This is a genomic window from Collinsella aerofaciens (assembly GCF_964243765.1).
GTDB classification, from domain to species: Bacteria; Actinomycetota; Coriobacteriia; order Coriobacteriales; family Coriobacteriaceae; genus Collinsella; species Collinsella aerofaciens_BU.
In genome coordinates, this window is record NZ_CAXTGI010000011.1 from 54260 (window position 1) to 71230 (window position 16971).

The following is a 16971-nucleotide window of genomic DNA, read 5'->3' on the forward strand; positions in this document are numbered from 1 at the left end:
AATCGCCTCTACCTGTTACAGATTGAGATAAATCGTAGAGGGTGCCCGAAAGATCTCGATCTGTAACACCAGGCCCGGTTTTGGCGGCCTACCTGTTACAGATCGAGACAAACCGGGCCCAAACCACCACAAAGGTGCCTGTCCCCTTTGTGGTGGTTGGCGGTTTGGGCGGGCAGGTATCAAAAAGTGTCAGACGGGGGCGGCCGCCGGGCGTCTGTGCGCGAAAAGAAGTGTCGGCCTGCGCCGCTGTCGTTGAGCGAGGCCCTATTTGCGGGGATACTAAAAACACGACAAGCAGCGTATGAAAGGATCGATGCATGGCTTTCCGTAAAGACTTCCTGTGGGGTGGCGCAACGGCTGCCAACCAGTGCGAGGGCGCTTACGACGTGGATGGCCGCGGCCTAGCCAACGTGGATGTGGCGCCGCACGGCCCCGAGCGCTATGCGGTGGTCTCCGGCCAGCGCAAGATGCTCGACTTCGAGGACGGCTATTACTACCCCGCGCAGACTGGCATCGATTTCTATCACCATTACAAGGAGGACATCGCCCTCTTTGCCGAGATGGGCTTTAAGACCTTCCGCATGAGCCTGGCGTGGACCCGCATCTTCCCCAACGGTGACGAGACTGAGCCCAACGAGGCCGGCTTGGCCTTCTACGAGGACGTGTTCCGCGAGTGTCAGGCGCACGGCATTGAGCCGCTCGTGACCATCACGCACTTCGACTGCCCGATTCACCTCATCAAGGAGTACGGCGGCTGGCGCAACCGCAAGCTCATCGACTTCTACAAGAACCTCGCGACCACGATCTTCACCCGCTACAAGGGTCTGGTGAAGTACTGGCTTACCTTCAACGAGATCAATATGATCTTGCACCTGCCGTTTATGGGTGCCGGTCTGGTCTTTGAGGAGGGCGAGAACAAGGAGGCCGTCGAGTACCTTGCCGCCCACAACGAGCTCGTCGCCAGTGCTTGGGCAACCAAGATCGCTCACGAGATCGACCCTGAGGTCAAGATCGGTTGCATGCTTGCCGCAGGTAGCTACTACCCCTACAGCTGCCGTCCGGGCGATGTGCGCCAGGCGCAGCTCGACAACCAGGACAACTACTTCTTTGTCGACGTCCAGAGCCGCGGCTACTATCCGGCTTATGCGCTCAAGAAGCTCGAGCGCCTGGGCATCGATGTGGGCATGACGGATGAGGACCGCGAGATCCTGGCCGCCAACACCGTCGACTTCATCAGCTTTAGCTATTACAGCACCCGTTGCTCCGCCGGTGCCGATAACCCCGATGTCGAGCGCACCCAGGGCAACGCCTTCGCCGGCGCCAAGAACCCCTACCTGCAGGAGAGCCAGTGGGGCTGGGCCATCGATCCGCTGGGCTTCCGTATTACGCTCAACGACCTGTACGACCGTTATCAGAAGCCGCTGTTTGTGGTCGAGAACGGCCTGGGCGCCAAGGACGTTGTCGAGGAGGACGGCTCCATCAACGACGACTACCGTATCGACTACCTGCGTCAGCACATTCAGACCATGCGCGACGCGGTGACCGAGGACGGCGTTGACCTGCTGGGCTACACCACCTGGGGCCCGATTGACCTGGTGTCTGCCGGCACGGGTGAGATGTCCAAGCGCTACGGCTTTATCTATGTGGATCGCGACGACGCGGGCAACGGCACTCTCAAGCGTTCTAAGAAGAAGAGCTTCGACTGGTACAAGAAGGTTATTGCCTCTAATGGTGAGGACCTGTCCTAAGGAAGCTGAGGTACTCAACTTCAGAGTCTCCTAGCCAGGGCGCCCGGCGAGCAGATAATGCTCGCCGGGCGCCCTGCCGTCTGCGGATTTTGGGACATGCGGCCCGCTTTTTCGGCCCATCTGTCGGTACACTAAAGGGACTATGGGTACCCGCGAGCGACATATCGGCCACGCGGCCGCCCGGACCGCGCCGGTTGCGGATCCCAGGGGTGGCAGGCTCTTCGCCATGCCGCGATTCCTTGTTGGCATAACACATCAGGTGTACCGTCATCGCGTCTTTGCTATCGCCGGCGCCATCACCGCGCTGTTCCTCATGCTTTTGGCGGTCTTGCCGGCGCTGTTCGCCCTCGACCCCAAACTTTCTAACGCCGTGCCCGCCTATAGCAAGGTGTCCGAAGAGGTCGTGGATGCGCTCGCCCATTCGAGCTCTCTCCCGCTGCTTGTCGCCGCAATTGTATTTTCGATTTGGGGCGTATCGGTCTATCTGCGCTGTTTGGACTATGTGTTGCGTCGCCGCCTTGTTGCCGTCGCCACCATCTGCGCCCTGTGGATGATCGAAGTCATTCTCAAGTACAAGTCGTTCACGCCGTTCTATGCCACCGTGCTGTGGTACCTGTACTACGTGCCCATGACGCTCATTCCGCTGCTCTACCAGCTCTGCGGCCTGCGCCTTGCGGGCCTGGAACAACACCGCCTGGGTCGCCGCTACTGCGCTGCGCTGTGGATTGCGGCCATCCTGCTTATCGGATTTGTGCTCACCAACGATTTTCATCAGCAGGTCTTCCGCTTTGACCGTACAAGCGACACCTGGAGTAACGATTACACGTACGGCTGGGGTTATTTTGTCGTTCTCGTGTGGACGGTCTTCGACTTCGTGGCCTTTTTTATCCTGGTTGGTCGGTCCTCGTCCTTTCGCATCCGGCGTTTCTCGGGCACGGCGGCGCTCGTACTGCTGGGTGGCGCATTCTTTGCCGTCTCGTATGCGTTACGCGTGCCCTGGGCATGGAGGCTCAACTTTTCGCTCGTCTATTGCGTCCTGTGCGTGGTGGCGATGGAAATCTGTCTCGATTGCGGTGTCATTCCGTCGTATCACGACATAGCTGGCATCTTCGACACCTTGCCGTTCGACCTCAAAGTTCTAACGCGCGACTTGCAGGAGGCCTATGCCACGCCAGTGTCAAAGCCAATGCCGGTAGGCGTGCGCGAGGAGTTGCGGACCCAGGAGCACGGGCGCGCTCATGCCTTTGCCGTGGCGTCCGATCCCGATGTAATGTATCGCGCCTTTCCGCTGCTGGGCGGATCGGCGCTGCTTGCCCAAGACGTGTCGGAGCTCAACGAGCTTAACCGTGAACTGGCACATCGTCGCATGGAGCTGCAGCGTCAAAACGAGCTGCTCGCCGCCGACTACGACCTTAAGACGCATTTGGCAGATCAAGAGGCCGAGACCTTGCTGGTCCAAGACGTGGACCAGGCGCTTGCCCGCGCGCTCGAAGGGATGTACGACCTGCTGAGCTCGCTGCCGCCGTTGACCGACGAAGCGTCTTCGCACGAGCGTTACCGCATGCTGCAGCGCGCCAAGATGCTCGTCGCCTATTGCAAGCGCAAGGGGTCGCTCACGTTGGCACAGCACGGGGAGAGCGGTTTTGATCGAGACCGCATCCAGCTCATTGCCAACGAGCTCGCAAGCGACCTGCGCACCATCGATATCGATTGCGCCTCGATTATCGCCATACGGCGCCCGATGCATGCCAGTACGGTAAGCGCCCTGTACGACTGCGTGTATGACTTTGCGTTTTTTGCCTACACCACCGACCATCCGGCGCTTATGTATCACTTGGGCGACCATGACCGATGCAGTGTCGAGCTGCGCGCCACGCTTTTTTCCAACGATGATGCAGATCTTTCGCAGACGCCCGCTGCGCAAGAGCTCAAAAGCGCTTTGCAAGGGCGCAACGTGGCATATCGCCTTGAGGGCGAGCCCGGCCAGCTGCGCATGATCGTCTTGATGCCGAGGGCGGGTGAGTGACGATGCAGATTTCGCTCATCCTTCCCCAAATCGTTGCGCTCGATGTTGTCTTTGCCCTGACTGCGTGTCTGCAGACGATCCACGTCCCGCTCATCGCATCGCGCCGCTCGTCCTATAACCGTAAGGTGATTTGCGCCTACGAGGCGAGTCTTGTGCTTCACCTGATGATTTCGGCGCTCATCTTATTCGCGTCGTCTGGCTCGTATCTGGTGGCGCCGCTTGACGTTTGCGCCAGGGCAATGGGCGGAGCGTTGTGGCTCAATGCCGCAATCTTTGCCTATGGCGTGGTACTTATGGTGCACTATCGTCGCCTTGTCATGCTGGTCGAACTGTTGCTTGTTGTCGCCGTTACACCACCGGTGGTTTTTGCCATGGGCTCGGCGTGGACCGTTGTCCTTATCGCAGAGGGAGCGTTCTTCCTGTTCCGCTCCATCGCGGCGCTCTTGATGGACGTCCGTAACCGCCAGGAGGATATCACCATGTTCTCGACGATCGAGACCATCAACGTGATTCCCGTGGGCATCCTGTATCTAGATCCGAGGGGCCGTCCGCTTCTCATGAACCGCTGCATGCGCAAAAACCTGGTGGAACTTCATATGCCCACCGATCTGCGTGACATGAGCAGCACATGGAACGACCTGCGCAAACTTAGCATGCAAATGCCTGAAAGCAGTAGGAATCGTGTGCGGATTAATCTGGACCGCTTTGGTGAGGCGCGTGCGGTGGTCGAGGTCTCTCCTGCCGAGATTCGCCTATTTGTGTGTGATCGCGTTATGGTTTCGGGCCGTTCGTTCGAGCGTATTATCGGTCTTGATGTGACAGAGTACGCGCATGCTCATGACCGCCTGGCGCAAGCCAATCACCTGCTTGAGCTTGCGGGCAAAGAGCTCCAGGCCCAGATCGAAGAAGTTAAAAAGGTTGCCGACAATGCGGCCTACCTGCGTATGCGCGCCCGCGTGCACGATGTGATCGGGCAGCGCCTGTCCATTCTTCATCGCTATTTGGAGGAGGGGCGTCTGGACGATGAGTCGCTCGAGCAGATTGACCCGTTGCCGCGCTCAATCGCCGCCGATTTGCGCAGTGGCGGTGCCAGCGAGCCTGCAGAGCAGCTGGGCGATATCGTCCATGCTTTTGGCCTGGTGAGTGTACAGATCGATGTTGAGGGCGCGCTGCCTGAGAACGCGCGTGTCGCCGCCGCATTTTTGCAGATTATCCGCGAGGCCTCGACCAATGCCACCAAGCATGCGCAGGCGCATCGGGTCCACGTGCGTCTGTGGCAGGAGGGGGCGGATGCTGAAGCCGTCGCGCGCATGACGATTTCTAACGACGGGTCCCCGGCCCCCGTATCGTATCGCGAGGGAACGGGTATCCCTGGTATGAGGCATGTCGCACAGAATCTGGGCGGCAGCCTTGAGGTCCATGCCGCCCCACCCTTTACGCTTACGGTATCCATTCCGCTCGCCTCCAGCGCCACGGTCCAAAGGAGAAGCTCATGATCCGCGTGTTAATTGTCGAAGACCAGGCCATTCTGCGCGAGAGCCTGGCACGCTCCGTTGGTGACCAGCCCGATATGACCGTTGTTTCCGCCATCGCCGATGCCTCCGAGGCCTTAGGTGTCGCGCTCAGGGGGCGCCCGGACATGATACTGATGGACGTATGCACCGAGCATGATTCCAACGGCATCGTGGCGGCGGCGTGCATCAAGGAGCAACTGCCCGAGTGCCGCATCATTATCATGACCGGCATGCCCGAGATCACCTTTGTCGATCAGGCCCGCGAGGCGGGCGTCGATAGCTTTGTGTACAAGAACGTCGGTATCGACGAACTGTTCGCCGTGATGCGCTCCACGCTGGCGGGCTATTGCACGTTTCCCAAGCCGCCCGAGAGCATTTTTTCGGGTACGGCGGCGCTCGACGATGTCGAGCTGTCGATTTTGCGCCTTGCCTGCGAGGGCAAGAGCCGCCGCGAGATCGCGGCCGAGCTGTTTATGAGCGAGGGCACCATCAAGCGCCGCATCTCGGAGATCCTAAGCAAGACCGGCTACGACAACATCATGCGCCTTGCCGTGCATGCGGTGACCGAGGGCAGCATCGTCCCCAATATGGAGCGCCCGTAGTCGGTGCGCCGCCCATGCTCCAACGCCAAAGATAGGCCGCCCGCCGTTTTGCATCAGAAAACGGCGGGCGGCCTGCTTGTATGGGCAGTGCTGTCGGCATAAAGCGGCGGGGCCGCAGGATTATCTCCTGCGGCCCCGCCTGGCAAGTGCGCGGATGTGTCCGCCAATCCGCGGCTGTCGGTGTCTGTCGCTACGCGATGGTCGCGGTGTAGGAAGCGACGTCCTCGTAGGAATCGGTCAGGTAGGCGTCGATGCCGATGGTCGTGTTGACCAGGTCGTCAAGGCTGTCAAGCTCGCCGCTCGAGAACGTGAACTCCTCGGTGGCGTTGGTGCCGGGCATCAGGTGAGCCGAGAACCAGGGTTCCTTCATGGTGCCGTTGACGTTGGTCTTGCCGGAAGGAGCGTAGAAGGTCAGGTCCTTGTCGCTCTTGTTGGTGATGTTGACGACAAAGCCGATATCGCCCCAGTCGTCCTTGAACTTCTCGGTGATGGTGATGGTGCACAGATCGTCATCGGCGACGGTGACGGCGGGGGAGATTTCGACGTTCTGGACATCGTCGTCTTCGACGGCCTCATCGATCTCCTCTTCCTTCTCGGCCGCCTCGCGATCCTTCTTCACCGTGCCGGACAGGTCCTTGTCGGACTTGGTAAAGACAAGATTTCCGTCATCTTCTTCGAGGATGAGTTTGCCGTCCTTGAGCTTCATGTCATACGACTCTTCTTCGGCGGTGAGGGTTACGGTGGTGGCGTCCTTTGCCTCCCATTTAAGGTCGACGACTTCAAGGAACAGGTCGAGGGCACCTGTACCGTCCTCATCGAGAATCAGGACGCAGTGGACACCCCAATCCTCGAGCATCTTCATGTACTCATCGGTTAGCTCTTCGCCATCCACGGTTCCACCCGAGAGTTCCCAGCTGCCGACGAAGTTGGCCTTGGGGTCTTTGCCGCCGCCGCTGCAGCCCGTCAGGGCAAAGGCGAGCGCCAGGACGCATGTCAGAAATGCGAGTGCGGACTTTTTGAACGTTGTCTTCATGGTGTCCTCCTTTATCGAACGAAACCCATAGAAGCAAATGCGGGGGTGGCGGATCCCCCGCCAATTACCAGATAGAGGGGTTAGGGCCTGGGCGTTCCGCAGTTGCTGCAGAACTTGCCGCCGTTTTCGCTGCCGCAGTTGGGGCAGAACCACTTGGCCGGTGCCGGGGCGGGTGCGGGGCTGCCGCACTCGGAGCAGAACTTGCCGGTGTTGGTGGCGCCGCAGCTGCAGGTCCATGCGCCGGCCACAGGTGCGGCAGCGGGTGCCGGTGCGGGGGCGGGAGCCGGAGACGGCTGCGGGGCAGCCTGCTGCTGTGCCTGGCCGGCGGCAAACAGCTGGCTAGCGTTCATGCCGCCCATGCCACCTGCCATGCCCATGCCCATAAAGCCTGCCATCGCGCCGTTGGGGTTGGCCGCTGCCGCGCGCATCGCGTCGCTCTGGGCGCTGGCGATGTTGGCGGCCGCCATGGTGGGATCGCGCATGACTGCGGCCTTCTGCAGGTCCTTGATCATCTGCTCGTCTTCTTGCGAGGCGGCGATGGAGTTGACGCCAAAGCTCACGATCTCGACGCCACGTAGGTCGCGCCAGTCGGCCGAGAGGACCTCGTTGAGCGCGCGGGCGAGCTCGGTGGTGTGACCGGGGATGGCGCTGTAGCGAATGCCCATTTCCGAGATCTTGGCAAAGGCGGGCTGCAGAGCGGTGAGCAGCTCGGACTTAAGCTGGCTGTCGATCTTATCGCGCGTGTAGCTATCGGTCACGTTGCCGCACACGTTGGTGTAGAACAGCAGCGGGTTGGTGATGCGGTACGAATACTCGCCGTTGCAGCGCACGGAGATGTCGACGTCCAGGCCAATGTTGTTATCGACCACGCGGAAGGGCACAGGCGAGGCGGTGCCGTACTTGTTGCCGATGATCTCCTTGGTGTTGATGAAGTAGACGCGCTGGTCTTTGCCCGCGTCGCCGCCAAAGGTAAAGCGGCTGCCGATATTGGCGAACGTCTCCTTGATGGAGTCGCCCAGGTTGCCGCTAAAGACGCTCGGCTCGCTGCCGGTGTCAAAGACAAACTCACCGGGCTCCAGCGCGACCTCGATGATCTTGCCGTTTTGCACCACGAGCATGCCCTGGCCGTCGTTGACGGCGATGACGGAGCCGTTGGAGATGACGTTGTCCTCGCCGCGCGTGTTGGAGCTGCGGCCGCCGGTGCGCTTGCTGCCCTTGCAGGCCAAGACGTCAGCGGGCATCGATTCGCAATAGATAAATTCCTTCCACTGGTCGGCCATGACGCCGCCGGCAGCACCCAATCCAGCTTTCAAGAGTCCCATGGTGATCTTCCTTTCTCGTCAAAGGCCGGGTGGTATTGGTCAGAATGGCTAATCGTCCTTGTTGTCCTTCATGACAACGGTGGTCTCGGTGTGGCTGAAGGTGTCGTGCTTCTCGGTCAGGTCGAGCTCGCCGCAGTAGCAGTCGGCGTGGGTGGCCTCGTTGGCCGTCTTGAGCTGGCCCACCAGCAGCACGTCTGCGATGATCACGATGATCAGCGGCGCGACGATGTTGATGAGGATGCCCTCGACATCAAAGGTGAGGTAATCCGGATCGAAGGCGTTCTCGCCCATAAAGAGAATCTGGGAAAGGACAAATCCGATCGCAAAGAACAGCACCGAGGCGATAGCGAGCTTGGGCTTGGAGCAGGGAAGCTCGCCGACCATGCGGCCGGTTTGGCCGTTCATGGCAAACAGGTAACCCTTGCCGTTCCACGAGGTAGAGAGCATCCACACGGGGAACAGAGCATAATCGTTTTCTTCCCAGGTGTAGTCGAGCTGCTTGCTTTCGACCGTGGCGTCGTCGTACTCGTCGACGACGGTCTCGCGCAGGGCCGAGATCGTGCTCTCCTCCATGCGGCGCTCGGCGCGCGCCTTGCAGGTTTCGCAATCCTCGTCATAGCGGTTGGCGATGTAGCCGGGCATATAGGCGACCGAGAACGGGCGCAGCGCGTCATAGTCAAACGGCTCGATGGCGTCCATGTGGCCGTCGGGCATCTTGGACGATCCGTCGACGGGCACGCGCTCAAACGAGATATTGCCCTTACGGTAGGCGTCGTAGTGGTCGGTGGTCGTGACGGTGCGGTCGGATTCCTCGGTCACGGCCTCGTTGGTCGCGTCAAAGTACACTTCGCCGGCAACGCGGGCGCCGTAGAGCCAAAACGGCACGTAAACGCCTTGGACCTCGTCGATGTGGTTGCCGGTGACAAAGCTCTTGGGCAGCAGGATTTTACCCTTGTAGTGGTCTTTGAGCGCGGCCATGACATCGTCGCGCCCGAGCTTAAACGGAATCACCAGGTCGGGTGAGAAGTCGCCCGAGAGCTGGCCGGGTGCCACGGCGGAGTTGCCGCAGTACGGGCAGGTGGTGACGGCGACGGTGCCGTCGGACACGAGCTCGGCGCCGCACGACGAGCAGATGTAGCCGGCGTTTTGAGCCAGCTCCTGCACGGCATCGTCGACAGCAGGCTTGGGGGCCGCGGCTGCGGCATCGGCTTTGGCATCTGCCTTGTCCTGGCGCTCGCGATAGAGGGCCTCGACTTCTTCGACTTCAAAACGCGAATCGCAGTAGTCGCAGACGAGCTTTTGCTCGGCACTGGCAAAGTGAAGGGGGCCGCCACACGCGGGGCACTGATAGTTGACGCTCTCGAAGGCCATGATCGGTCCTTTCGCTGCCGGAGGCTATGCGCCGATGGCGCCGCCGCAGTATTCGCAGCGCCCGCTGGCATCGGGAATGGTGGTTGCACCGCAGAAGGGGCAGGTGACCGCGGTCTTGGGGGCCTTAGCGGCCACGACGCTGTCGCGCGTTTCCTGACGCAGCTGCACCAGCGCGTCGCGGACCTCGGTTGCCTGGCGCTTGGCCTCGCGGTATTCGATGGAACCGCGCTGATCGATGGTGGAGTCGTTCACGCGTAGGTTGATCTCGGTAAAGTACGGCGTGTTGACGTGGATGGTCAGGTTAAAGTCGTAATCCAGGTCGTAGCGCGGCGGATTGTAGCTCTCGCGCTCGCCGTCCTTGGTCTCGCGATAGATTTCGGTGCGGTGCTCGTCGATATCCATATCGCAGCCGAGTACCTGCGAGAACTCGATGATGTCGGGATTGGCGTCGCGCCAGCGGCTCTGCGAAGTGATGATCAGCAGGCCCGCGTCTTCGTCGAGCATGATGTTGGTGCGCCCGGCCGAGAGTGTGCGCGTGGGGTTGAACGACGCCAGGCGCTCGGCATTGGCCTCGCGGTAGGCGAGTTGCTCGCGGATATCGTCCGCGGTGCTGGAGCGATAGCCGTGGAAGTAGGGGGAGAGCTTGCCGGCACACTCTTTGCACAGGTAGCCTTCGCTGATCTTGGTCTTTCCCAAAAGTCCCAGCTCGGTACCGCAAATCGCGCACTCTTTCTTGTCGAACATCTTGTCAAAGAAGCCCATGGCTGCCTCCCATCAACAGGTAGCGTGTGTCACTTTTGATGATGGGGGAGTGCGCGATCTTTCACGATACCCAGACGGCTCAACGAGTCTCCACAACTGGGACACATGGCCCATTTTTCCTACTCATTGGGTACTCATTGGGGACGTACTTAAATGAGTGAAACTACTCATCTAAGTACGTCCCCAATGAGTGCTCGCAGAACGAGAGTGGATAATCTCCCATTTTTGGCCTGCTTGTGGGCTCAAAGTGGGAGATTGTCCACTCTCGTTGTTTGGGTGTCCAAAAATCCCCGCTCGTTTGGCACTTGGGGACGTTCCTTTTGTGCCGGCACCTGGGGACACTCCTTGCCTGGGGGCTACCTCTAAACGGGAGACGGTGTCGGCCGCGCAGGGGGCCGACCGTTCACCGATTAATGCCGACCGTTCACCAAGCGCGGCCACAATTCCGCTATTAAAGCGATTCAATGACGCTTAAATACTATAAAGAGCTCAGCTTGAGTGCGACTCCCTTCGAGGCATGATCGGGCGGCTCGTCGATTTGCGCCCGCGCATGCACGCCATGCGCCGCCGTAGAACGCCGTTGCCGAAGGGAAGAACTGTGAAGGTCGTCAAGCGAATCAACAACAACGCAGTTATGTGCACCGACTCAAAGGGTCGAAGCGTCGTTGCATTTGGCAAGGGAATCGCCTTCGCTATCGACAAGGAGACGGGCGACCTGCCGCTCGCCGCTATCGAGCGCACCTTCTACAACGTGGACGAACATTACCTGGCGCTTCTCGAAGAGCTATCGCCCCGCGTGCTCGCGGTCTCTGCCGAAATCATTCAAGCCGCCGACCTGGAGCTCCCCTACGAACTCAGTCACAACGCCGTGCTCGCCCTTGCAGACCACATTACTTTTGCCCTGCAGCGCGCCAAGCGCGGCATTACCGTGCAGATGCCGCTCGCCTATGACGTGGCGCAGATGTATCCCATCGAGTACAAGGTGGGCGTTTTTGCCCTCAGGCGTATCTTCGATGCCCTCAATGTGGAGCTTGCAGAGAGCGAGGGCGTGGGGATCGCCATGTGCCTGCTCAACGCGCGTCTGGCGCCCGAGAACGAGGCCGAAACCGACGCCGAGGCCCGCGACGATGAACGTCTCATTGGCGCCATCATCGCAAGGATCGAGAAGACCTACGGAATCGAGGTCGACCGTCACGGCTTTGAGTTTGCACGCTTCGCTACCCATATCCACTATTTGTTTGGGCGCATTCGTACCGGTGAGCCCATGAACACCGACGGCGCGGAGCTTTACGGAACCGTGCGCGGCGAGATGGGCCGTTCGGCTGAGGTTCTCGACTACGCCTGCGTGCTTATCGAGGAACATTTTGGATGTCAGATCAGCGACTCCGAGAAGCTATACGTGCTCATGCACATTCATCGTATCTCGCACCCCCGGGTGTAGATATACCGCAGCAGCGTCGGTTATCGCTGCAGGTAAACCGGCCTGAGGCCGCCGCGAAGCTCCCCATACCCCTTACAAATCGCGGCAGCCGGGCGACGGGTTGTTGAGGGCGCCGTAGAGGTGCCGGCGGGCGGGTCCCGCGAGAAAAGGAGGTCATTATGGCCGACAACAAGAAGATTGCCGAGGACGTGCTTGCAGCCGTCGGCGGCAAGGAGAACGTCTCGGGCGTGACGCACTGCATGACGCGTCTGCGCTTCACGCTCAAGGACAACGGTATTCCCGATACCAACAAGGTCAAAAAGATCAAGGGTGTCATCGGCGCCCAGGAGTCGGGCGGTCAGTACCAGGTCATCATCGGCCAGAACGTGCCCAAGGTCTATGACGAGGTGTGTGCAATGGGCGGCTTTGCCAAGAGCGCCGCAATCGACGAGAACCTCGATGCACCTAAGCAAAAGCTCACGCCCAAGGTGATCGGCAACAACATCCTCAACTACCTGTCCGGCTCCATGGTGGCGTTGATCCCCATCTTGATGGCCGGCGGCCTGTTCAAGTGCATCGGCACGCTCATCGGTCCGCAGGTCTTTAACCTGGTGCCCGAGACCGATCCCACCTACCTGCTGTTCTACACCTACCTGTTTGACGCGGCCATGTACCTGCTGCCGGTCTATCTGGGCTACAGCGCGGCCAAGAAGATCGGTGCGAGTCCGGTGCTCGGCATGTTCTGCGGCGGTATCCTCATCTGCCCCGACATCGTGGCGCTCGCCCAGAGCGGCGAGACCTCGCTCACGGTCTATGGCATCAGCGCTCCGCTGCAGAACTACCAGCAGACGGTTCTGCCGATCCTGCTTTCCTGCGCCGCGCTCTACTGGGTCGAGAAGTTTTTTAAGAAGATTGTGCCGGACGTTCTGTCTACCGTCTTTACGCCGTTCTTTACGATGGTCGTTATGGTGCCCATCGAGCTTATCGTGCTTGGTCCTATCGGCAACGAGCTCGGTAACCTGCTCTCCGCCGTCCTCTTTGGTATGGCGGGCACCGGTATCGGCTTCTACATCGCCATGGCAATCGTCGGCGGTCTGTGGCAGCTGTTTGTTCTGACCGGTATGCACATCGCCGTGATCATGCCGGCTCTCGCCACCTTTATGGCGTTGGGCGAGGACAAGTTCATCTTTGTTGCGTCCAACTTTGCCATGATTGCCGTGTGGGGTGCCGTGTTTGGTGCCGCGCTGCGCATCCGCAACAAGGAGGAGAAGGCCCTGACCTTTGGTTATGTCATCTCGGCTATCCTCGGTGGCGTGACCGAGCCCGCGTTGTTTGGCTGCATCATGCGCTTTAAGCGTATGATTCCCTGCATGGTTATCGGCGGCGCCATCTCTGGTCTGCTCGCCGGCATTCTGGGCGTGACGCTGGGTATGCCGGGCGCCAACTCCAACTTCCTGGTGTTCCTGGGCTACCTCACCCCGGGTATGGGCAACCTCATCAACTTTGGCATCTGCTTTGCCGTGGCCTTTATCGTCTCCGCCGTGCTCGCCTTCTTCTTTGGCATCACCGAGGCCGACCAGGCCGAGCTTGACGAGGAGTAACGCTTCCTACAGGTATTTTCTCCTCTGGGGGACAGTTCAGCGCAAGGGACACCGCCGGGATATTCCGACGGCGCCCCTTTTTTGGCACTTGGACGTTCTTGTCTGACTAGTCATTTAAGTACGTCCCCAATGAGTACCCGTAGAGTGAGAGTGGATAATCTCCCGTTTTTGGCCTGTGTGCAGGCTCAAAGTGGGAGATTATCCACTCTCGTCATTTGGGTGTCCAAAAATCCTCGCTCGTTTGGTACCTGGGGACGCTCTTTGTTGAATATTGGCGCTGTCCTTGCTACGCCACAGTCACGGCGACCTGGGCGTAGCGGGTGCAGGGGCGCTCGGCGTGCGTCAGCACGGTGAGGGTGAGCACAAAGCGGTCGCCGGGTCGTGCGTCGGCGGGCACGATGAAAGCGGTGTCTACCGTGCATTCTTGCCACATCGACAGATCCTGGACGCCTGCATAGCTCGACGGGTCCACGGCGATATCCCAATGTGCGTCGAAGCCGCGGTCGTCGGGGTCGACGATGGTCGCCGCAAGGTCGATGCGCTCGCCGGCTGCGGCGCTGCGGTCGGCCGTGACCTCGACAACATGTGCCGGATGCGAGCAGATGGCCGGATCATGGGCGCACCATTGCGCGCGGGCGGCAAAGTCTTCCTGATAGGCACGCAGATAGGGATTGAGATTGTCGTCTGCAGGCGTGCCGAGGGCGGCAAGACCGGCGGGCGCGTTCGCATCGGGATGCCCATCAAGAAACATGCGGCCGAGCAGTGTGTCGAAGCCGCGGTCGTCGATACCGCGCAGGCCAAACGGCAGCAGCGGAATATAGGTCATGCTGTCACCCTCGGCCATAAAGTCGCCGCGCTCAAACTGCACCGCGGGCATGCCTTCCAGGCCCCAATCCAGACGGGCATGCTTGCCAAACTGAAAGCGCTCAGGCTCGTTTTCGTAGACCTTGCCATCGCCATAGAGCATGTAGCGCGCCATGAGGGGGCCGTTGTCCTGCGTGAGATTCTGCTCAGGCCAAGGAGCCTTGAACAGCGGCAGCGTATCGGGCTGAGCCGTCTTGGCGTCGACATAGCCGCCATACATATAGGGCACACGCCAAAAGACGAGCTCGGGAAAGAGCTCGCGCCCATGGTCGAGCCACGAGTTGTCCTGTCCCACGCCATCGGCAACGCCCATCACGCGCACCTTCTGATAGACCCGCTGCTGTACGGCGGGCCACTCGGGTGTGGCGCGATAACGCTCGGCAATACTCATGAGGGCACGAACGATAGTATTCATACCACCCCAGCTGAGCAGCCACAGCGTGCGGGGGTCGTCGTTCATGATGGCATCGGCGATGACGCGCGAACCGGGCGTCTCCTCAGTCACATCACCCTCAAAAGCAACATTTCCCACAAACGTACGCTCAATCATCTGTGCGGGCGTGGGGAAGGACGGCTCGCCGGCGGCAACGGCATTGGCCTGCAGCTGCGGCCAAGCCTGGGCGTATTCGTTGCTCCAAAGACTTTCGATCCAATGCTCGGGAAAAGGCCGATACTCGCGAAGCTCGCCGGCCAGCGGATCGGGCTCATGAGGCACAACATCCCAGGTATAGGAGCGCACGCCCTTGGTCCGCCAATGCGAATTCACCTCGCCGAGCGTATGAACTCCATCCCCAAGAAAGTGATACTGCGAAGCCGTATACACCACAGCCTGAACATCAAGCAAGTTGAGATACAGAGCCAAATGAACAAATGAGTTCATATCATCGACTTCCATATCAGTGGTAACAATCACCCGAGTCAACTTCTGGGACATAGGAACAGCTCCAATCAAAATCAATTCAGCCAGTTACGCGCAAGGCAAGACAGGACCCATGCCCCCATCGCCACCGACCCGGCGGCCCGCTAGAAGCGGCCGGCCAGGGTCACAGCAACGTCAACGCAGCGGAGACCGGGGTTTAGTCTTGCAAACATTCCGCAGGGGGCATGGGCAGGCGCAGCGCGAAGCGCAAAGCGCCAGCCCATGCATGCCCGAGGACGTTTGCGAGACTAAACCCCGGTCCCCGCGATGGGAGGGCTTAGCGGTCGACCCTGGCCGACCACTCCCAGCAGCCCACCGGCTCGCCGTCGATGAGTACGTTGCCCCCGTCGAAGTCTTGATAACACAGGTCGTTGAATTGGTGGATCCACACGCCGTGGTTGAACGTCTTCTTGGCCGAGCCGTCGGCCTCGCGATACACGCCGGTCAGGTCCTCGACATGGCTAAAGTAGGTGAGGTGCACGTTGGCGCCGGCATCGCGCAGGCGCGCCGTGAGCGGCAGCACGGTCTGTTGCGGTGACACAAGCTCGTCGCCCTTGGAGTGCGTAAACCACAGCGGCGTCTTGGCGAGCGCGGCCACGTCCTCGTCCGTGGCGTTGTACCACGGGGCGCAGCAGGGAAGGCCCGCGGCGAAGAAATCGGGGTAGTCGGCGCACAGGCGCAGGGTCATAAAGCCGCCGTTGGAAAGACCGGCGACCACGATGCGGTCGGTGTCGATGCGGTCGGCATGCTCGGCGACAAACTCGTCGATAAGCGCCTTGAGCACGGGGGAGTAGATGCTCTGGTTGGAGTGACCGAGCTGCTCGACGCCGTTGTCCATCCAAAACGTGGGCGACTGCGGCACGAGCACCCAGGCGAAGCCGCCAAAGTAGCGCTGGATCTGCGCCTGGCTAATGGCTGTGACGCGGTTGCCGATATAGGCACGCGTGGCGCCTTCGCCTTGCGTGGTGCCCTTGCCCTCGCCGGCGCCGTGCAGATACACCACGAGCGGGGCCTTTTGGGGCACAACCGTTGCCTCGGGCGCAAAGGGGTTGAAGCATGCTGAGTCCTCGGCCTTAAAGCTGGGCTCAAAGAAGCCGTATTCGAGCGCGATGCCGTCGACGGCGGTCTTTTGTGTGGCGTTGCTCCAGCCTTTGAGCGCGGGGCAGATATCGCCACGGCAGGTGTCGAAGACCAGGCCGCAGGTGGGATCGTCGCCGTCGTTGCCGGGAAGAGCTGTGAGCTGCGTGATGCGCAGCTGGTCATCGAGCATGCGCGAGCCCATGACGCCGCCTTCGATGGTCTTGGTCAGGCGCTGCTCGGCGACCTCGAGCGCCACATGGGTGCCCACGGCGAGCTTACGTCCGTTCTCGTCGCACGGATATGCGGCGAGAATGTCGATGTAACCCGCGGAGGGCGCGGCATGGTCGGCGCCGCGCTCCTTGCGCATCAGGACCTCGCCCGTGCGCTCGTGACGCTCTACATATATATGGAAGGTGCTTGCGTCGATATCGTTGGCGCGCACGGTGCAGGGCAGGTCGAGTACGACCTTGCTGATCCAGGGGCCAAAGTCGCCCAAGGTGGTGACGGTTGCGTAGGTACACGATTTGAGTTCCATGAGCTGCCTCCCTTGTGCCGCCAACACGAAACATAAGCGGCAATACAATATAAACATGTTTAGTTTAATCCAGAATTGCAGAACAAGCAGATAAACTCGGTAAACGGCAAAACTGAACACGCAATGAACCACTAAACATATGTTTACTAACTTCTAGCAGGGCTTCTGCTGATG

General features: G+C 60.2%; 12 protein-coding genes. 6 read left to right on the forward strand and 6 right to left on the reverse strand.

All coding sequences use genetic code 11. The annotated features are described in order from the left end of the window. The first annotated feature begins 317 nt into the window (after window positions 1-317). From ACESSC_RS08170 to ACESSC_RS08185, 4 genes are all read left to right on the forward strand, one after another. Complete coding sequence (locus ACESSC_RS08170) at window positions 318-1748, forward strand: 6-phospho-beta-glucosidase (RefSeq protein WP_373162384.1); 1431 nt, start codon at window positions 318-320, stop codon at window positions 1746-1748. Between the two features lie 226 nt (window positions 1749-1974). Continuing rightward, on the forward strand, window positions 1975-3774 hold the full coding sequence (locus tag ACESSC_RS08175; protein ID WP_373162386.1) for a histidine kinase N-terminal 7TM domain-containing protein: 1800 nt from the start codon (window positions 1975-1977) through the stop codon (window positions 3772-3774). A 2-nt stretch (window positions 3775-3776) separates the two neighbouring features. Beyond that, window positions 3777-5270, forward strand: a complete 1494-nt coding sequence (locus ACESSC_RS08180; RefSeq protein ID WP_373162412.1) for a sensor histidine kinase — start codon at window positions 3777-3779, stop codon at window positions 5268-5270. Further along, window positions 5267-5890: a response regulator transcription factor gene (locus ACESSC_RS08185; RefSeq protein WP_373162388.1), complete on the forward strand. Its 624-nt coding sequence runs from the start codon at window positions 5267-5269 to the stop codon at window positions 5888-5890. Before ACESSC_RS08180 ends, ACESSC_RS08185 begins: the two co-directional genes overlap by 4 nt. Before the next feature lie 190 nt (window positions 5891-6080). Here ACESSC_RS08185 and ACESSC_RS08190 read toward each other — a convergent pair whose 3' ends face one another. The 4 genes from ACESSC_RS08190 to ACESSC_RS08205 form a co-directional block, all read right to left on the reverse strand. After that, window positions 6081-6923, reverse strand: coding sequence for a hypothetical protein (locus ACESSC_RS08190; protein WP_373162389.1), 843 nt, complete (start codon window positions 6921-6923; stop codon window positions 6081-6083). Between the two features lie 80 nt (window positions 6924-7003). After that, window positions 7004-8245 (reverse strand): SPFH domain-containing protein, encoded by a 1242-nt coding sequence (locus ACESSC_RS08195; protein ID WP_373162391.1) that lies wholly within the window; start codon window positions 8243-8245, stop codon window positions 7004-7006. Window positions 8246-8293: 48 nt separating this feature from the next. Further along, complete coding sequence (locus ACESSC_RS08200) at window positions 8294-9616, reverse strand: hypothetical protein (protein WP_373162392.1); 1323 nt, start codon at window positions 9614-9616, stop codon at window positions 8294-8296. A 24-nt stretch (window positions 9617-9640) separates the two neighbouring features. Then, entirely contained in the window at window positions 9641-10378 is a 738-nt protein-coding gene (locus tag ACESSC_RS08205; protein ID WP_373162394.1) for a DUF4428 domain-containing protein, read from the reverse strand. Window positions 10379-10976: 598 nt separating this feature from the next. Here ACESSC_RS08205 and ACESSC_RS08210 point away from each other — a divergent pair. Both ACESSC_RS08210 and ACESSC_RS08215 read left to right on the forward strand, forming a co-directional pair. Next, a complete protein-coding gene (locus tag ACESSC_RS08210; protein ID WP_373162395.1) occupies window positions 10977-11819 on the forward strand; it encodes a PRD domain-containing protein in 843 nt (280 codons plus the stop codon). 158 nt (window positions 11820-11977) lie between these two features. Beyond that, window positions 11978-13399 (forward strand): PTS transporter subunit EIIC, encoded by a 1422-nt coding sequence (locus tag ACESSC_RS08215; RefSeq protein WP_118271013.1) that lies wholly within the window; start codon window positions 11978-11980, stop codon window positions 13397-13399. Between the two features lie 286 nt (window positions 13400-13685). Here the strand turns inward: ACESSC_RS08215 and ACESSC_RS08220 are convergent, their stop codons facing one another. After that, on the reverse strand, window positions 13686-15197 hold the full coding sequence (locus tag ACESSC_RS08220; RefSeq protein ID WP_373162397.1) for a nucleoside hydrolase-like domain-containing protein: 1512 nt from the start codon (window positions 15195-15197) through the stop codon (window positions 13686-13688). A gap of 262 nt (window positions 15198-15459) precedes the next feature. Continuing rightward, the gene (locus tag ACESSC_RS08225; protein WP_055252141.1) at window positions 15460-16797 is read right to left on the reverse strand and encodes a prolyl oligopeptidase family serine peptidase; all 1338 of its coding nucleotides are present in this window, start codon (window positions 16795-16797) and stop codon (window positions 15460-15462) included. Window positions 16798-16971 lie beyond the last annotated feature (174 nt).

What these genes read in the sequence shown, in the direction of transcription:
- ACESSC_RS08170 (WP_373162384.1), top strand. Translation starts at nt 318, where the DNA reads ATGGCTTTCCGTAAAGACTTCCTGTGGGGTGGCGCAACGGCTGCCAAC.
- ACESSC_RS08190 (WP_373162389.1), bottom strand. Translation starts at nt 6,923, where the DNA reads ATGAAGACAACGTTCAAAAAGTCCGCACTCGCATTTCTGACATGCGTC.
- ACESSC_RS08220 (WP_373162397.1), bottom strand. Translation starts at nt 15,197, where the DNA reads ATGTCCCAGAAGTTGACTCGGGTGATTGTTACCACTGATATGGAAGTC.
- ACESSC_RS08205 (WP_373162394.1), bottom strand. Translation starts at nt 10,378, where the DNA reads ATGGGCTTCTTTGACAAGATGTTCGACAAGAAAGAGTGCGCGATTTGC.
- ACESSC_RS08215 (WP_118271013.1), top strand. Translation starts at nt 11,978, where the DNA reads ATGGCCGACAACAAGAAGATTGCCGAGGACGTGCTTGCAGCCGTCGGC.
- ACESSC_RS08180 (WP_373162412.1), top strand. Translation starts at nt 3,777, where the DNA reads ATGCAGATTTCGCTCATCCTTCCCCAAATCGTTGCGCTCGATGTTGTC.
- ACESSC_RS08175 (WP_373162386.1), top strand. Translation starts at nt 1,975, where the DNA reads ATGCCGCGATTCCTTGTTGGCATAACACATCAGGTGTACCGTCATCGC.
- ACESSC_RS08200 (WP_373162392.1), bottom strand. Translation starts at nt 9,616, where the DNA reads ATGGCCTTCGAGAGCGTCAACTATCAGTGCCCCGCGTGTGGCGGCCCC.
- ACESSC_RS08225 (WP_055252141.1), bottom strand. Translation starts at nt 16,797, where the DNA reads ATGGAACTCAAATCGTGTACCTACGCAACCGTCACCACCTTGGGCGAC.
- ACESSC_RS08195 (WP_373162391.1), bottom strand. Translation starts at nt 8,245, where the DNA reads ATGGGACTCTTGAAAGCTGGATTGGGTGCTGCCGGCGGCGTCATGGCC.
- ACESSC_RS08185 (WP_373162388.1), top strand. Translation starts at nt 5,267, where the DNA reads ATGATCCGCGTGTTAATTGTCGAAGACCAGGCCATTCTGCGCGAGAGC.